We start from the raw sequence: 15,141 nt of genomic DNA on the forward strand, positions 1-15,141 counted from the left end.
GGGCCCCAGTCCGATCCACCGAGCGACAGAACCTCGGGCCGACCCGGATGCGGGCGGCCCCGTGACGATCAGGACCCCCATGCGCATCGGGCTCGCGGCCGATAACGGCACCTGGCACAAGAACCGCCTGCTCGCGGCCCTCCGCGCGAGCGGCGTCGAGCCGGTGCTGTTCTCGCTGGCCGACGTGGCCGTCGTGACCGGCGGCCACGAGCCCCTGCGCGTGCCGGGCTTCCCCGACGCCCTGCCGGACGGCGTCCTGATGCGGACCATCGCGGGCGGCACCTTCGAGGCGACGACGATGCGGCTCGGCGTGCTGCACACCCTGGTCGCGGCGGGGGTCACCGTCTGGAACGCGCCGACCGCGATCGAGCGCTCGGTCGACAAGGCGGCGACCTCGCTGCTCATCGACCGGGCCGGGCTGCCCACGCCGGCCACCTGGGTGTTCTCGAAGCGCGAGGCGGCCGCGGCCCTGGTCGCCGCAGAGGCGCGTCCGGGCGCGCCGCTGGTCCTGAAGCCGCTGTTCGGCTCGCAAGGGGAGGGGCTCGCCCTGATCGAGCGCCCGGAAGACCTGCCCGACGAGGAGGCGGTGGCGCGGGTCTACTACCTCCAGCGCTACGTGCCGCGCCGGGACGGCCTGTGGCGCGACTACCGGGTGTTCGTCTGCGACGGACGGGCGATCGCCGGCATGATCCGCGAGGGCGACGGCTGGATCACCAACGTCCACCGGGGCGGCCGGCCGCTGCCCTGGGCGATGCCGCGCGCCGCCGCCGAGCTGGCCGAGGCCGCCGCCGCCGCGGTCGGGGTCGACTATTCCGGCGTCGACCTCGTCGAGGACGGGGAGGGCGGGTTCTCGGTCCTCGAGGTCAATTCCATGCCGGCCTGGTCGGGGCTCCAGACCGTGTGCGAGACCGATATCGCCGCCGCGGTGGTGCGCGGCTTCCTCGCCGCGGCCCGCGGCGCCAGCCGCCCCCGGCTCGTGGTGGCATGAGCGGGGCCGGCCTCGACGCGGCGCTGATCGGGACGCTCTACCGGGCGGCCTGCCTCGCGGAGCTCGACGCCCTCAAGCCCGGCAACGTCCACGCCTACGCGCCCGGCCACCGCATGGTACTGGGGGATTTCGTCACGAGCGCAGACGTCTCGGCCCCGCCCCTGGCGCGCCCGGGCGCGGGCGTCGGGGCGCGGGTGCGCGACGGCGTCGCCGCCACCATGGCGGCGGTGGGCCAGAACACCAATCTCGGCATCCTGCTGCTCTGCGCGCCGCTCGCGGTCGCGGCCGAGGAGAACCGGACCGTCGCGGCCGTGCTCGACACGCTGAACGGCGCGGATTCGGAAGCCGTCTTCGCGGGCATCCGCCGCGCGAGTCCCGGCGGCCTCGGCGAGGCCGCCCGGCACGACGTCGCCGACGCGGCGCCCGGCTCCCTGCGCGACGCCATGGCGGAGGCCGCCGACCGGGACCGGATCGCCCACGCCTACGTCACGGGCTTCGCGGACGTGCCGGCGATCGGGCTCGCGGCCCTGCGCGAGGCCCGCGCCGCCGGACTCGACCCGACCTGGTGCACGACCGCGATTCACCTGGCCTACCTGCGCGCGGTGCCCGACAGCCATATCGCCCGGAAGCACGGCGCGGTCGCGGCCGAGGGCGTCCGCCGGGAGGCCGACGCCGCGCTGGCCCGGATCGACCTCGCCGCGCGGCCGGTCGACGCGCTGCTGGCCCTCGACGCGTCGCTGAAGGCGCGGGCGATCAATCCCGGCACGAGCGCGGATTTCACCGTCGCGACGCTGTTCTGGGACGCGCTCGCGGGCGCCGGCGCCCGGCTGGCCTGAGCCGCGTGCACGATCCGGTGTCCATAGCGCCGGGCGGATGGAAATTCCTTCGTGTCAGGGCCTTGCGCGGGTTGTGAGCCGCAGGGGCCCGCTGTAGGGTCCGCCGCGCTGTCCGGCCCAACCGGCTCGGCCCAACCGGCTCGGCCGGCATGGTCGGGCGCCGATAACAAGGATGGCTTCCCGGCCGCGGCACCGCCCGGCGCGCGGCTCTATTTCGGAATCCAGGGAGAGACACCGAATGGCGAAGATCACCAAGGTTCAGGTCGGCGAGGCCCTCGTCGGCGACGGCAACGAGGTCGCCCACATCGACCTCATCATCGGACCGCGCGGTTCGCCGGCCGAGACGGCCTTCTGCAACGGCCTCGTGAACAACAAGCACGGCTTCACCAGCCTGCTCGCGGTCATCGCGCCGAACCTGCCGTGCAAGCCGAACACCCTGATGTTCAACAAGGTCACCATCAACGACGCCCGTCAGGCCGTCCAGATGTTCGGCCCGGCCCAGCACGGCGTTGCCAAGGCCGTGCAGGACGCGGTGGCCGAGGGCATCATCCCGGCGGACGAGGCCGACGACCTGTACATCCTGGTCGGCGTGTTCATCCACTGGGAGGCGGCCGACGACGCCAAGATCCAGAAGTACAACTACGAGGCCACCAAGCTGTCGATCCAGCGCGCCGTGAACGGCGAGCCGAAGGCTTCGACGGTCACCGAGCAGCGCAACTCAGCGCAGCACCCCTTCGCCGCCAACGCTTAGATCGGGGACGGTCCTGGGCAGAGCGAGCCTCCGCCCGCACCGCGGGGCCTGCTCCAGCGACTGGCTTCGATCTTCCTTGGCCGATAATTAGGCCCCTGAACGGGACGGCGCGAGCCGTCCCGTTTTTTTGTCGCTTGCCGCGCGACATGGCGGCGGGGGGAGGCGCAGTCGTACAGGTGACGCGGCGTCGAAGCTCGGTGGCCGCCGGTGATGAACGGGATCGGCGCGCGCGGATACACTATCGTTCCGGCCGCACCGGGCAGAGCCGCGAGGTGAGGTCATGCCTGCATCCGACGAAGTGTCCGCGACCCTGCGCGATGACTGGACGCACGGCGGCCACTTGGTCCTCGCCGCGGATCCCGACACGTCCGATCACGCGGCGATCCATGCCTGGATCCTCGACTTCATCGAGACAGGCGCGAACGATCCCGATCAGGGCAGCATCCGACCCCTGATCTACCACAGCCTGAACTTCGATATCCCGTTCCAGGCGACCGAGCGCGTCCGGCAATCCTTGATTGCCACCGTGAGGGCGCGTCTCGCGGCCCTGGCGTCGCGTCGCGGCGTCTGACCGGCCCGCGCCCCGCGGGCCACCGCGGCGGGCCGGCGCCAAAAGAAAAGGGGCCGCCTCGCGGCGACCCCCTTCCTCCGTGACGCGGGTGGCGCGGACTTAGAAGTCCATGCCGCCCATGCCGCCGCCCGGCATGGCCGGAGCGGGGCTGTCCTTCTTCGGCGCGTCGGCGACCATCGCCTCGGTGGTCACCAGCAGGCCGGCGACGGAGGCCGCGTCCTGCAGGGCGGTGCGCACCACCTTGGCCGGGTCGACGATGCCGGCCTGGATCATGTCGACGTACTCTTCGGTCTGAGCGTTGAAGCCGAAGGTCTCCGAGGAGGTGTTGTCGGTGATCTTGCCGACCACGATCGAGCCTTCCACGCCCGCGTTCTGGGCGATCTGGCGGATCGGGGCCTCAAGGGCCTTCAGCACGATCTTGATGCCGGCCTGGACGTCCGGGATCTCGGACTTCAGCTCGGCGACCGCCTTCTTGGCGCGGAGCAGCGCGGTGCCGCCGCCCGGGACGATGCCTTCCTCGACCGCCGCGCGGGTGGCGTTGAGGGCGTCGTCGACCCGGTCCTTCTTCTCCTTCACCTCGACCTCGGTCGCGCCGCCGACGCGGATCACCGCGACGCCGCCCGCGAGCTTGGCCAGACGCTCCTGCAGCTTCTCACGGTCGTAGTCCGAGGTGGTCTCCTCGATCTGCGCCTTGATCTGCGAGATGCGGCCCTCGATGTCGGACTTCTCGCCGACGCCGTCGATGATCGTGGTGTTCTCCTTCTCGATGCGCACGCGCTTGGCGCGGCCGAGCATGGGGAGCGTCACGTTCTCGAGCTTGATGCCGAGATCCTCGGCGATCATCTGACCCTTGGTCAGGATCGCGATGTCCTCGAGCATGGCCTTGCGGCGATCGCCGAAGCCCGGCGCCTTGACGGCCGCGACCTTCAGGCCGCCGCGCAGCTTGTTGACGACGAGCGTGGCGAGCGCCTCACCCTCGATGTCCTCGGCGATGATCAGGAGCGGCTTGCCGGTCTGAACAACGGCCTCGAGCACCGGCAGCATGGCCTGGAGCGAGGAGAGCTTCTTCTCGTGGATGAGGATGTAGGGGTCCTCGAGCTCGGCGACCATCTTCTCCGCGTTCGTGATGAAGTACGGGGAGAGGTAGCCGCGGTCGAACTGCATGCCCTCGACGACGTCGAGCTCGGTCTCGGCCGTCTTGGCCTCCTCGACCGTGATCACGCCCTCGTTGCCGACCTTCTGCATCGCGTGGGCGATCATCTGGCCGATCTCGGTGTCGCCGTTCGACGAGATGGTGCCGACCTGGGCGACCTCGTCGGAGGTCGAGACCTTCTTGGCGCGGGCGGTGATGTCCTTCACGGCGGCAGCCGTGGCGAGGTCGATGCCGCGCTTCAGGTCCATCGGGTTGATGCCGGCGGCGACGTACTTGGCGCCCTCGCGGACGATGGCCTGGGCCAGCACGGTCGCGGTGGTGGTGCCGTCACCCGCGATGTCGTTGGTCTTCGAGGCCACTTCGCGCACCATCTGGGCGCCCATGTTCTCGAAGCGGTCGGAGAGCTCGATCTCCTTGGCGACCGTCACACCGTCCTTGGTGATGCGCGGGGCGCCGAAGCTCTTCTCGATCACGACGTTGCGGCCCTTCGGGCCCAGCGTCACCTTCACCGCGTCGGCGAGGATGTCGACGCCGCGCAGCATCTTATCGCGGGCGTCGGCGGAGAAACGAACGTCTTTCGCTGCCATTGTGTGCCTCTTAGCTAGTTGTTGAACCCCAAGGCCGGGACGGCCTCAAAGGGCGATGACGGGTGACCCGATCAGGCGGCGACGACGCCCATGATGTCGGATTCCTTCATGATCAGGAGGTCCTGACCGTCGATCTTGACCTCGGTGCCGGACCACTTGCCGAACAGGACGCGGTCGCCGGCCTTCACGTCGAGCGCGTTGACGCGGCCGGACTCGTCGCGGGCGCCGGGGCCGACGGCGACGACCTCGCCCTCCTGCGGCTTCTCCTTGGCGGTGTCCGGGATGATGATGCCGCCCTTGGTCTTCTCTTCGCCTTCGATGCGACGGACGACCACGCGGTCGTGCAGCGGACGGAACTTCATGAGCTGCCCTCTTGCTTCAGGTCTGGAGTTGGCGTTGATGCGGCCGGCGGGACCGCTCGCGAACTCGACTGTTAGCACTCTGTCTCGGCGAGTGCCAAAGACGGCCGCGAGATAGGCGCGGGCGGGTTCCGAGTCAAGGCTGTCGCACCCCCGCGCGACGGTGCGATGACGTGCCGGCGGCTCCGTTCCCCCTCATGGATAACGCGCTCTCATGCTGAGCCTGCACGGACCCGAAGGCCCGGTGGCGCTGCAACCTGGCAGGCCGATCGCGCGCGACACCGTGTGGCTCGACCTGAACGACCCCACGCCGGAGGAGGCCGCGTCGGTCGAGGCCGCGACCGGCCTGCGCGTACCGTCCCGGGCGGCGCTCTCGGAGGTCGAGACGTCGAGCCGCCTGCGGCGGGTGAAGGGCGGGCTCTCGCTGTCGACGCCGATGATCACCTTCGAGCAGAGCGCGTCGCAGTTGAAGCCGCTGGGCTTCCTGCTGACCAAGGATCACCTCGTCACGATCCGCTTCCATGAGTTGCGCGCCTTCGAGACCTCCGCGAAGCGCGTCGCGGACGGCGACGGCAGCACGACGCCAAGCGAGATCTTCCTCGTCGTCCTGGAAGAGCTGGTCGACAGCCTCGCCGACGCCCTGGAGGACATGGGATCCGAGCTCGACACGCTCTCCACCCGCATCTTCGACTTCGACGTCCGCGGTGCCGAGCGGCGGCGCCTGGAGAGCCCGCCGCCCCGGCGCCGCGACCTCGCCCTGCGCCGGATCCTGCGCGGCATCAGCAACCGCGGGAAGGTTCTGGGGAAGATCCGGTCGAGCCTGCTCGGGCTCGAACGGATCATCCCGTTCGTCGCCGCGGCCTGCGACAACCTCGGCCTGCCGGAGGATTCGCGCTTCGAGACGATCAAGCGGGACATCGAGTCCCTGGACGAGTTCGAGACGCGGCTCGCCGAGAACGTGCAGTTCCTGCTCGACGCCGCCCTCGGCCTCATCACCATCGAGCAGAACAACGTCTTCCGGGTCCTCACCGTCGTCTCGGTGGTCGGGGTCCCGCCGACGCTGATCGCGTCGATCTACGGCATGAACTTCAAGCACATGCCCGAGCTGGATTGGGCACTCGGATATCCCTACGCGCTCGGCCTGATCCTCCTGAGCGCAGTCGCGCCCATCGTCTACTTCCGCATGCGAGGCTGGTTCTAGTATTTACGGACAAATTACAGCATTGAGATCGCTACGTCGCATCTCATTCTCCGATGGCAGCGCCGACTCGGATACCGACACGCAGAGACAGCGGCGCCAGAAGCATTCGTTCCGTCCTCGCTCGCACGTAATCTGGACGTAAGTCGAAATAAGGAATTCATTAACGCTGCGACGCTAGACCCGGCTCGGGGGAACGCGAGCAGCACCATGTTCAATCGAACTGTCTTCAACGAAGCCCAGGCCAAGATCGACGCCCTGGACCGTTCGCTCGCGATCATCGAGTTCTCGATGGACGGAACTGTCCTCCACGCGAACCAGAACTTCCTTCGATTGATGAAGTACAGCCTCAGCGACGTCCAGAGCCGGCATCACCGTATCTTCGTAGACAAGAGCTATGCCGAGACTGCGGAGTACGGCGCCTTCTGGAACAAGCTGAAGGATGGCCAGTACGTCACGGGCGAGTTCCAGCGCCTCGACAAGGAGGGCGACTCGGTCTGGCTCGAGGCGACGTACAATCCCGTCCTCGACGCGCGGGGCAAGCCGATCAAGGTCGTCAAGTTCGCCGCGGACATCTCGGCGAAGAAGAAGGAGATCAACAGGCTCCTGACGATGATCGACAACGTGCCGGTGGCGGTCATGACGGCCGACTTCAAGGACAACTTCAAGATCGACTACATGAACGCCACGTCGCGCAAGACGCTCGGCACGATCGACCAGCACCTGCCGGTCAAGGTCGACGACATGCTCGGCCGCTCCTTCGACATCTTCCACAAGAACCCGAGCCACCAGCGCACCATGCTGGCGGATGCGAGCCGGCTGCCGCACAGCACCAAGATCAAGGTCGGGCCTGAGACCCTGAACCTGCGGGTCACGGCCGTGACCGACGAGAAGGGCCAGTATCTCGGCCCGATGCTGACCTGGGCGGTGGTCACCGCGCAGGTGAACATGGAGACCGACGTCAAGCGGGTCGTCGAGGCCGTCGGCTCCGCCATCCAGGAGATGCAGAGCTCGGCCGAGGGCCTGATGCAGTCGGCCGAATCCGCGCGCCACAAGGCCTCGTCGGTCGCGTCGAACTCCGAGCAGATGAACGGCGCGATCCAGGAGATCTCCGGCCAGGTCGGGCGGGTCTCGGAGCGCGCGCAGCAGATCGCCGCCCAGGCGGGGACCACCGACGCGACCATGCGCCAGCTCGCCGAGAACGCCCGCAAGGTCGACGCGGTGGTGAGCATGATCAAGTCGATTGCCGACCAGACCAACCTGCTCGCGCTGAACGCCACGATCGAGGCCGCGCGGGCCGGCGCCGCCGGTCGCGGCTTCGCTGTCGTGGCCTCGGAGGTGAAGGCGCTCGCCGAGCAGACCGCCAAGGCGACCGGTGAGATCACCCAGCAGGTCTCGGCGATCCAGACCGCGACCGGCGACGCGGTCGGCGCCATCGAGATGATCACCGCGGCGGTGGACGAACTGTCCAAGCTCACCCTGGCGATGGCGAGCGCCGTCGAGGAGCAGGCGGTCTCGACCCACGAGATGGCGGGCAATATCGGCGGCGTCTCCGAGGCCGCCAACGCCACCGGTCAGCTCGCCCAGGCGGTCCAGGGCATCGCCGAGAGCCTCGCCGGCCACTCGACGAGCCTGTCCGAGAGCGTGATCCGCTTCATGAAGACGGCCTGATCCCGGTCACGCCGCTTCGAGCACGCCGAGGCGCGCCCTCAATCCCGGGCGAGCTGCGCCCGGCCGATGGCGAAGACCCGCCCGTCCCCGAGGAGATGGGCGGTGAACCCGTTGGGGAACAGGCTCTCGATCGCCCTGTCGCGGACGTTCAGGCCGCCCGCGTAGGCTCCGAAGGCCGGCATCACGAGGCGGGTGCCGTCCGTGACGAAGCAGCGTCGGCGGACGGCCCGCCCGCGCATCGCCACCTTCCCGCAGGGATGGAGATGGCCCGCGATCTCGCCGGGAACCGGTTCCGGGCTCGGCTCGTGGCGCAGGACGAGGCCGCCCAGCGTCAGTGCGTCGGCGTAGCGGCCGCCGACACCCTCGTTCACGGCGGCGTCGTGGTTGCCGGCGATCCAGACCCAGTCCCGGCCCTCTTGGAGGGCCGCCACGAGGGCGCGGTCGCCGGGCTCCATGCGCTCGGGTCCGCGGGCGTCGTGGAAGGAATCGCCCAGCGCGACCACGCGGGCGGGATCGTGGCGGACCACCGCCTCGTGCAGGCAGGCGAGCGTCTCGCGGGTGTCGTAGGGCGGCAGGAACTGGCCGGACCGGGCCGCGTAGGACGAGCCCTTCTCCAGGTGGAGGTCGGACACGATCAGCGTCCGGTGCTCCGGCAGCCACAGGCCGCCGCACAGGTCGAGCACCAGGGTCTCGCCCGCGAGCTGCAGGGTGGGGTGCTTGTGCGTCTTCTCGAGTCTCAGGCCGGCCGCCAAGATCGCATCCTCGGTGTCGTCGGGGGAGGGCGGATCGACGGTCAGGACAGAGCCTCTTGGAGAAGCTCCGCCTCGGCCTCGGCCAGGATCTCGTCGGCGCCCTCGCCGTAGACCCGCTCGCGCCCGATCTCGAGCATCACGGACACGGAGAGCGGCGAGACCCGGTCGAGAGACCTGTGGATGATTCGCCCCTGGATGCGCTCTAGCATCATGCCGAGGCGCCTCACGTCGAGGAGTCCGGTTGCCGCATCCTGCCGCGCGGCCCGCAGCAGCAGGTGGTCGGGCTGGTGCTTGCGCAGCACGTCGTAGATCAGGTCGGTCGAGATCGTGACCTGCCGGCCGGACTTCTTCTGCCCCGGGTGATGGCGCTCGATCAGGCCGGCGATGACGGCGCACTGGCGGAACGTGCGCTTCATCATGGCGGATTCGTCCAGCCACGCCTCCAGGTCGTCGCCCAGCATGTCGACCGCGAACAGGTCGCCGATGAAGTCCGGGTCGAGGGCGGCGCGCTCCGAGACGTCGCGGGTCGTCCAGATGGCGATGCCGTAATCGTTGGCCGCGAACCCCAGCGGCCGCAGGCCGGCGCGCTCCAGGCGCCGGGTCAGCAGCATGCCGAGCGTCTGGTGGGCGAGGCGGCCCTCGAACGGGAAGGCGGTGAGATAGTAGCGCTTGCCGCGCGGGAAGGTCTCCACCAGCAGGTCGCGCTCGCCCGGCAGGACCGAGCGGCGGCGCTGCTGCAGCAGGTACGCGCCGATCTGCTCGGGCAGGCGGTCCCACTCGAACGGGTCGGCGATCAGCGCCCGAACCCGGGCGGCCAGGAAGGTCGAGAGCGGGAACTTCGCGCCCGCGTAGGACGGGATCGCCGGGTCGGTGCCGGCCGGCGCGCGGGTGACGAGGCACTCGTCCTCGGCGAGCCCCTCGAAGCGCAGGGTCTCGCCGGCGAACAGGAAAGTGTCGCCGACGGTGAGCGTCTCGGCGAACTCGTCCTCGATCTCGCCGAGCACGCGCCCGGTCTTCGGCAGCACCGTGCCGGGCTTGCCGCGCAGGGTCCGGCCGAGCCGGACCTTCACCCGCGCCGCCTCCACGATCGTGCCGACATTCATCCGGTAGGCCTGGGCGGTGCGGGCGTCGCGCACCCGCCAGAGCCCGTCCGGTCCGCGCAGGATCTTGGCGAAGCGCTCGTAGGCGCGCAGCGCGTAGCCGCCGGTCGCGACGTAGTCGACCACCTGCTCGAACGATTCCCACGCGAGGTCGGCGTAGGGCGCGGCCGAGACGATCTCGTCGTAGAGGTCGACGGGATCGAAGGCGTCGGCGCAGGCCATGCCGAGCACGTGCTGGGCGAGGACGTCGAGGGCGCCCCGGCGGGCGTCGGGCGTGTCCTGCGCGGCCTCCTCGACGGCGTCCAGCGCCGCCTGGCACTCCAGCATCTCGAAGCGGTTGCCCGGGACGAGGTAGGCCTTCGAGGGCTCGTCCATGCGGTGGTTGGCGCGGCCGATCCGCTGCATGATCCGGCTCGCCCCCTTCGGCGCGCCGACATTGACCACGAGGTCGACGTCGCCCCAGTCGATGCCCAGGTCGAGGGTCGCGGTGCAGACGATCGCCCGGAGCTGACCCGCCGCCATGGCGGCCTCGACCCGGCGGCGCTGCTGGGCGTCCAGCGAGCCGTGGTGGATCGCGATCGGCAGGGCATCGTCGTTGAGCCGCCACAGCTCCTGGAACGTGTACTCGGCCTGGAGCCGGGTGTTCACGAAGACCAGCGTGGTCCGGTGCTCCCGGATGAGCTCGTAGATCGCCGGCATCGAGTGCCAGGCCGTGTGGCCGGAGATCGGCAGCGCCCGGCCGAGATCGAGCATGCGCAGGTCGGCCTTCGCGCCGCCGGCGACGGTGACCAGATCGGCCATGGGTGGCGCGACCGGCCCCCTCTCCCGTGCGGGAGAGGGTTGGGGTGAGGGACGCGAAGCCTCAGGATCAGGCGCATCATCGCCGCCCGTCGCGGTCAAGCTACGTTCTGAACGTTCTCGACCCTCACCCTGCCCCTCTCCCGCACGGGAGAGGGGACCCGTGCCTGTTCCCGCAGCCGGGCCGGCCTTCCCTTCGTGCAGCTTCAAAGGCGCGCCCGCAGAAGGAGGAGGGGGAAGTCGGCCCTGCGGCACAAGATATTTTCGTAATTCATCAGGCTCGCGAACGGTCGCGGAAAGCCCGATCGCCGCGAGGCCGGGGCTCAGCCGGTGCAACCGCGCCAGCGCCAGGGACAGCAGGTCGCCGCGCTTCGACGTCACCAGCGCGTGGAGCTCGTCGAGCACCACGCAGCGCAATCCGGAGAAGAACTCCGCCGCCTCGCGATGGGCGATCAACAGGGCCAGCTGCTCGGGCGTGGTCAGCAGGATGTCCGGCGGTCGGCTGATCTGGCGGGTGCGCTTGTGGGCCGGCGTGTCACCGGTGCGCGTCTCGACGCGCACCGGCAGCGCCATCTCGGCGATCGGCGCGTCGAGGTTGCGGGCGATGTCCACCGCCAGCGCCTTCAGGGGTGACACGTAGAGGGTGTGAAGGCCCGCCGCCTTCCTCTGCGGCCCGCGCTCGGCGAGGGCGACGAGGCTCGGCAGGAAGCCGGCCAGCGTCTTGCCGGCGCCGGTCGGCGCCACCAGCAGCGCCGAGCGGCCGGCGCCGGCGATCCGCAGGAGATCGAGCTGGTGCGACCGGGGCGCCCAGCCGCGCCCCGCGAACCAAGCCCGGAACCGCTCCGGCAGGATCTCGGACGGGTCGGTCAGGCGAGCGCCATCAGGAAGCGGTCGATCAGCTCCAGCGCCCGCTCGCTCATCGGGCTCGGGTAGCGGGCGAAGACGTGGCAGCCGCCGGGATAGATCGCCGTGTGGCCGCCATTGCCCGCCGCCGCCCAGCGCCCCGACATGTAGAGCGTGTCGTCGAGGAGGGGATCGGCGGTGCCGATGGTGAACAGGGCCGGCGGCAGGCCCTTCAGGTCGGCGTAGATCGGCGACACGTCCGGCCGACGCCGGTCGATGCCCTCGCGGACGTAGCCGTCGGCGAACTTGGTCAGGTCGCGGGTGTTCACGACCAGCCGCTCCTCGCCCCAGTTCCGTACCGACGGGGTGAGGCCGAGATCGAAGAAGCCGGCGTTGAGGTTGGCGCCCCGGAAGGCCCGCGGCAGGTTGTGCTTGTCGCGCAGCCGCAGCAGCACCATCACGGCGAGGTGCGCCCCCACCGACTCGCCGCCGATGGTCAGCGCGTGGATGCCGAACTCAGTCTTGCCCGGACCGGCCAGCCACAGGGCCGCGGCCTCGCAGTCGAGGAGGGCCGCCGGATAGGGATGCTCGGGAGCGAGGCGGTACTCGACCGACAGGGCGACGAAGCCGCAGGTGTCGGCGATGCGCTCCAGCCAGGGATCCTGCTCGTCCGCGGAGCCCCAGACCCAGCCGCCGCGGTGGATGTGCAGGTAGGCGCCGCGCAGCTTCGTGCCGGGCTTGGGCCGGACCACGCGGAGCTTGAGCGGGCCGCCGGGCCCGTCGATCGTCAGCCACTCCGCCCGGGCGCTGTGCGGCATGGCGGGCGCCGCCTTGGTGCCCATGCGGCGCCGCTCGCGCACCTCGGCGATCGGCAGCGACCAGGGATCGGGCAGCGCGGCGTGCGCCGCGACGATCTCGGCATTGAGCCGGAGCGTCTCGGGATCGATCGTCGCCGGGTCGAACAGGGCGTGGTCGATCATCGTGCGTATGGTCCCGTCGGCACTCAGAGCCTCTCACACCAATCCCGATTCCCGGGAGTTCTCCCTTTGGTCGAGGCCGCGTCGCGAGAGTCCCGCGTCGCAATCCACCCCGTCCCGCATCTTGGCGCGCGCGACGCCGCTTGCCATCTGCACGGCGCGCGAGAAACCCGCCAACGCCTGATCCGCGCTCGGGTTTCGACGCGGTGTGGTGTGCCGGCCACGGTTCCGCCCGCTTCGTCGCCGATCCGAGGGCCCTGAGGCTTCACGAGGACGCAATGCTCGTCGATCACGACCGGCGCCGGCAAGGTTATCAGCAGGGTGCCCCGCCGAACGCCCCCTACGGCGCGGACAGCTACCGGTCGCGCCCCTCCGCGCTGCGGCGGTTCCTCGGCGGCTCGCCGGCCGGCGTGTTCCTGCGGCTCCTGTTCCTGTCGGTGCTGGTCGGCGCCTTCATGTCGATGCTCGGCCTGACGCCGGGGCGGCTGTTCTGGCACGTCTACGACTCGGCGCGGGCACTGGTGGAGGTCGGGCTCGCCTCGCTCCACGATTTCGGCGGCTGGATCGTCGCCGGGGCGATCGTGGTCGTACCGCTCTGGCTGATCGCGCGCCTCTTCGCCGTCTCCCGCTGACGGGGCACCCTGAGGTTCGGGCCTATCGGCCGCGATCCGCGCGTCGATAGCACGGCCCCCCGTCACAGCAACCCGCCGATGCGATGACCGCGCTTTGCGCGGGCGGCGCGGCTCCTTAGCGTGAGGCATGATGCACGCCGTCGCCAGCACGGGCCAACCGACGAACCGCCGCGTCCTGGCCCTGGCGCTGCCCATGACGATCGCCAACGTCACGACGCCGATGCTTGGCTTCGTCGGCGCGGCGGTGATCGGGCGGCTCGGCGACGCGGCGCTGCTCGGTGCCATCGCCCTCGGCGCCGTGATCTTCGACGCGATCTTCTGGTCGTTCGGGGCGCTCCGCATGGCGACCGCCGGCCTGACCGCGCAGGCGGTCGGCGGACGGGACGACGCCGAGGTCGACCGCATCCTGGCGCGGGCGCTGGCGGCGGGCGCCCTGATCGGGCTCGTCCTGGTGGCCCTGCAGGGCCCGCTCGCGCAGCTCGCCTTCGCGATCAGCGGGGCGAGCGCGGCGGTGATCGCCGGTCTCGCGACCTACTTCCACATCCGCATCCTGTCCGCGCCCTTCGTGCTGGCGAGCTACGGCGTGCTCGGCTCGATCCTGGGGCGGGGGCGCACCGATCTCGGCCTGCTGCTGCAGATCGCCATCAACCTGACCAACGTCGCGCTGACGCTCACCCTGGTCCTGGGCTTCGGCCTGGGCCTCGCCGGCGCGGCGCTGGCGACCCTCGGCGCCGAGGCGCTCGGACTCGGCCTGGGGCTGATCCTCCTGGCCCGCCTCGGCTCCCGGCCGTTCCGGGTGCCGCTGCGCGACCTGCGCGACGCCGCGGCCCTCCGCCGGACGCTCAGCGTCAACGGCGACGTCATCCTGCGGACGCTCGCGCTGATCACCGGCATCGTGCTGTTCTCGGCGCTGGGCGCCCGGCAGGGCGACGTGGTGCTGGCCGCGAACTCGGTCCTGTGGAATCTCTTCCTGATCGGCGGCTTCTTCCTCGACGGCTTCGCCACGGCGGCCGAGACCCTGTGCGGCCAGGCGGTGGGCGCCCGGGACCGAGAGGCGTTCGACGCGGCCGCCGCCCTGAGCCTGCGCTGGTGCCTCGGCTTCGGCCTCGCGGTCAGCCTGCTGTCGCTGGCGGGCGGCCCGGCCTTCATCGATGCCGTGACCACGAACGGACCGGTGCGCGAGGCGGCCCGGTCCTACCTCGTCCTCGCCGCCCTGGCGCCGCTCGCCGCCGCGGCACCCTTCGCGTATGACGGGATCTATATCGGCGCGACCTGGACGCGGGCGATGCGCAACCTGATGGTGTGCGCGCTCGCCGCCTACTGCGCGATCCTCGCGCTCGTCGAGAGCCTGGGCTTCGGCAACACCGGGCTGTGGCTCGCCTTCGTGAGCTTCCTGGGCGCCCGGGGCGTCGGGCAAGCGATCGCCTTCCCGCGCCTCGCCCGGGACACGTTCCGGACGTCAGCCCCAGCCGCCCTCGAACCGGCAGCCTAGGCGGCCTCAGCACATCCGGAGGCGCCTCAGCGCGGATCCTTCCAAGTGGTGGGCTGAGCCGGCGGCGCCGCGCGGGCGACGGATCCCGTGGTGCGCGGCACGGCCGCTTCCGCCCGCCGCGGGTAGGACCGGCGCGGAGCCGCGTAGCCGTAGCGGCGGCCCCGGCGGACGTGGCGACGCCCGCGCTCCGTGGAGTTCCCCACGAAGCCGCCGACCACGGCCCCCGCCACGGCGCCGATCGGCCCGCCGACCAGCGCCCCCGCGACCGCACCGGAGCCGACTCCGAGGGTGGTCCGGCTCTGGGCCCTGGCCACCTCGGGTGCAGCCAATGTCCCGAGCAAGGCGAGGGTGACCAAGACTTTGCGCATCGTAGAGATCCCGGACTCCGAGAATTGGTTTCGTCCGGCCTTTAAGCGGCGGAACATGACCAAAC

Annotated in this window: 14 protein-coding genes; 8 read left to right on the top strand and 6 right to left on the bottom strand. The window is 70.6% G+C overall.

Annotation, left to right across the window (positions count from 1 at the left end):
• The first annotated feature begins 79 nt into the window (after positions 1-79).
• The 4 genes from LOK46_RS02880 to LOK46_RS02895 all read left to right on the top strand — a co-directional run bounded on the left by LOK46_RS02880 (position 80) and on the right by LOK46_RS02895 (position 3,146).
• Positions 80-988 (top strand): ATP-grasp domain-containing protein, encoded by a 909-nt coding sequence (locus tag LOK46_RS02880; protein WP_273564742.1) that lies wholly within the window; start codon positions 80-82, stop codon positions 986-988.
• Positions 985-1,824 carry a triphosphoribosyl-dephospho-CoA synthase gene (locus tag LOK46_RS02885; protein ID WP_273562402.1) on the top strand — a complete coding sequence of 280 codons (840 nt, stop codon included), beginning with the start codon at positions 985-987 and terminating at the stop codon, positions 1,822-1,824. Before LOK46_RS02880 ends, LOK46_RS02885 begins: the two co-directional genes overlap by 4 nt.
• A gap of 238 nt (positions 1,825-2,062) precedes the next feature.
• Entirely contained in the window at positions 2,063-2,575 is a 513-nt protein-coding gene (fae, locus tag LOK46_RS02890; protein WP_012317540.1) for a 5,6,7,8-tetrahydromethanopterin hydro-lyase, read from the top strand.
• Between the two features lie 280 nt (positions 2,576-2,855).
• Complete coding sequence (locus LOK46_RS02895) at positions 2,856-3,146, top strand: hypothetical protein (protein WP_273562403.1); 291 nt, start codon at positions 2,856-2,858, stop codon at positions 3,144-3,146.
• A gap of 99 nt (positions 3,147-3,245) precedes the next feature.
• Here LOK46_RS02895 and groL read toward each other — a convergent pair whose 3' ends face one another.
• The gene (groL, locus tag LOK46_RS02900) at positions 3,246-4,886 is read right to left on the bottom strand and encodes a chaperonin GroEL (protein ID WP_273562404.1); all 1,641 of its coding nucleotides are present in this window, start codon (positions 4,884-4,886) and stop codon (positions 3,246-3,248) included.
• A gap of 71 nt (positions 4,887-4,957) precedes the next feature.
• Positions 4,958-5,248: a co-chaperone GroES gene (groES, locus tag LOK46_RS02905; RefSeq protein WP_091779337.1), complete on the bottom strand. Its 291-nt coding sequence runs from the start codon at positions 5,246-5,248 to the stop codon at positions 4,958-4,960.
• 211 nt (positions 5,249-5,459) lie between these two features.
• On the opposite strand from groES, the gene LOK46_RS02910 reads away from it, so the two are divergent.
• Both LOK46_RS02910 and LOK46_RS02915 read left to right on the top strand, forming a co-directional pair.
• Positions 5,460-6,446 carry a CorA family divalent cation transporter gene (locus tag LOK46_RS02910; RefSeq protein ID WP_273562405.1) on the top strand — a complete coding sequence of 329 codons (987 nt, stop codon included), beginning with the start codon at positions 5,460-5,462 and terminating at the stop codon, positions 6,444-6,446.
• Positions 6,447-6,653: 207 nt separating this feature from the next.
• Positions 6,654-8,114 (top strand): methyl-accepting chemotaxis protein, encoded by a 1,461-nt coding sequence (locus tag LOK46_RS02915; RefSeq protein WP_273562406.1) that lies wholly within the window; start codon positions 6,654-6,656, stop codon positions 8,112-8,114.
• A gap of 38 nt (positions 8,115-8,152) precedes the next feature.
• On the opposite strand, the gene pdeM is transcribed toward LOK46_RS02915, so the two are convergent.
• From pdeM to LOK46_RS02930, 3 genes are all read right to left on the bottom strand, one after another.
• Positions 8,153-8,866, bottom strand: a complete 714-nt coding sequence (gene pdeM, locus LOK46_RS02920; RefSeq protein WP_273562407.1) for a ligase-associated DNA damage response endonuclease PdeM — start codon at positions 8,864-8,866, stop codon at positions 8,153-8,155.
• A gap of 41 nt (positions 8,867-8,907) precedes the next feature.
• Entirely contained in the window at positions 8,908-11,508 is a 2,601-nt protein-coding gene (locus tag LOK46_RS02925) for a DEAD/DEAH box helicase (protein ID WP_273562408.1), read from the bottom strand.
• A gap of 122 nt (positions 11,509-11,630) precedes the next feature.
• Positions 11,631-12,587 (bottom strand): alpha/beta hydrolase, encoded by a 957-nt coding sequence (locus tag LOK46_RS02930; RefSeq protein ID WP_273562409.1) that lies wholly within the window; start codon positions 12,585-12,587, stop codon positions 11,631-11,633.
• Between the two features lie 275 nt (positions 12,588-12,862).
• Between LOK46_RS02930 and LOK46_RS02935 the strand changes: the two genes are divergently transcribed.
• A complete protein-coding gene (locus tag LOK46_RS02935; protein WP_020093561.1) occupies positions 12,863-13,216 on the top strand; it encodes a DUF6460 domain-containing protein in 354 nt (117 codons plus the stop codon).
• 127 nt (positions 13,217-13,343) lie between these two features.
• The gene (locus LOK46_RS02940; protein ID WP_273562410.1) at positions 13,344-14,708 is read left to right on the top strand and encodes an MATE family efflux transporter; all 1,365 of its coding nucleotides are present in this window, start codon (positions 13,344-13,346) and stop codon (positions 14,706-14,708) included.
• Between the two features lie 26 nt (positions 14,709-14,734).
• Here LOK46_RS02940 and LOK46_RS02945 read toward each other — a convergent pair whose 3' ends face one another.
• Positions 14,735-15,076 carry a hypothetical protein gene (locus tag LOK46_RS02945; protein WP_273562411.1) on the bottom strand — a complete coding sequence of 114 codons (342 nt, stop codon included), beginning with the start codon at positions 15,074-15,076 and terminating at the stop codon, positions 14,735-14,737.
• Positions 15,077-15,141: the final 65 nt, after the last annotated feature.

Origin of the sequence: Methylobacterium sp. NMS14P (genome assembly GCF_028583545.1) — a bacterium.
Taxonomy (GTDB): domain Bacteria; phylum Pseudomonadota; class Alphaproteobacteria; order Rhizobiales; family Beijerinckiaceae; genus Methylobacterium.

What these genes read in the sequence shown, in the direction of transcription:
- LOK46_RS02880 (WP_273564742.1), top strand. Translation starts at nt 80, where the DNA reads ATGCGCATCGGGCTCGCGGCCGATAACGGCACCTGGCACAAGAACCGC.
- LOK46_RS02885 (WP_273562402.1), top strand. Translation starts at nt 985, where the DNA reads ATGAGCGGGGCCGGCCTCGACGCGGCGCTGATCGGGACGCTCTACCGG.
- fae (WP_012317540.1), top strand. Translation starts at nt 2,063, where the DNA reads ATGGCGAAGATCACCAAGGTTCAGGTCGGCGAGGCCCTCGTCGGCGAC.
- LOK46_RS02895 (WP_273562403.1), top strand. Translation starts at nt 2,856, where the DNA reads ATGCCTGCATCCGACGAAGTGTCCGCGACCCTGCGCGATGACTGGACG.
- groL (WP_273562404.1), bottom strand. Translation starts at nt 4,886, where the DNA reads ATGGCAGCGAAAGACGTTCGTTTCTCCGCCGACGCCCGCGATAAGATG.
- groES (WP_091779337.1), bottom strand. Translation starts at nt 5,248, where the DNA reads ATGAAGTTCCGTCCGCTGCACGACCGCGTGGTCGTCCGTCGCATCGAA.
- LOK46_RS02910 (WP_273562405.1), top strand. Translation starts at nt 5,460, where the DNA reads ATGCTGAGCCTGCACGGACCCGAAGGCCCGGTGGCGCTGCAACCTGGC.
- LOK46_RS02915 (WP_273562406.1), top strand. Translation starts at nt 6,654, where the DNA reads ATGTTCAATCGAACTGTCTTCAACGAAGCCCAGGCCAAGATCGACGCC.
- LOK46_RS02930 (WP_273562409.1), bottom strand. Translation starts at nt 12,587, where the DNA reads ATGATCGACCACGCCCTGTTCGACCCGGCGACGATCGATCCCGAGACG.
- LOK46_RS02935 (WP_020093561.1), top strand. Translation starts at nt 12,863, where the DNA reads ATGCTCGTCGATCACGACCGGCGCCGGCAAGGTTATCAGCAGGGTGCC.
- LOK46_RS02940 (WP_273562410.1), top strand. Translation starts at nt 13,344, where the DNA reads ATGATGCACGCCGTCGCCAGCACGGGCCAACCGACGAACCGCCGCGTC.
- LOK46_RS02945 (WP_273562411.1), bottom strand. Translation starts at nt 15,076, where the DNA reads ATGCGCAAAGTCTTGGTCACCCTCGCCTTGCTCGGGACATTGGCTGCA.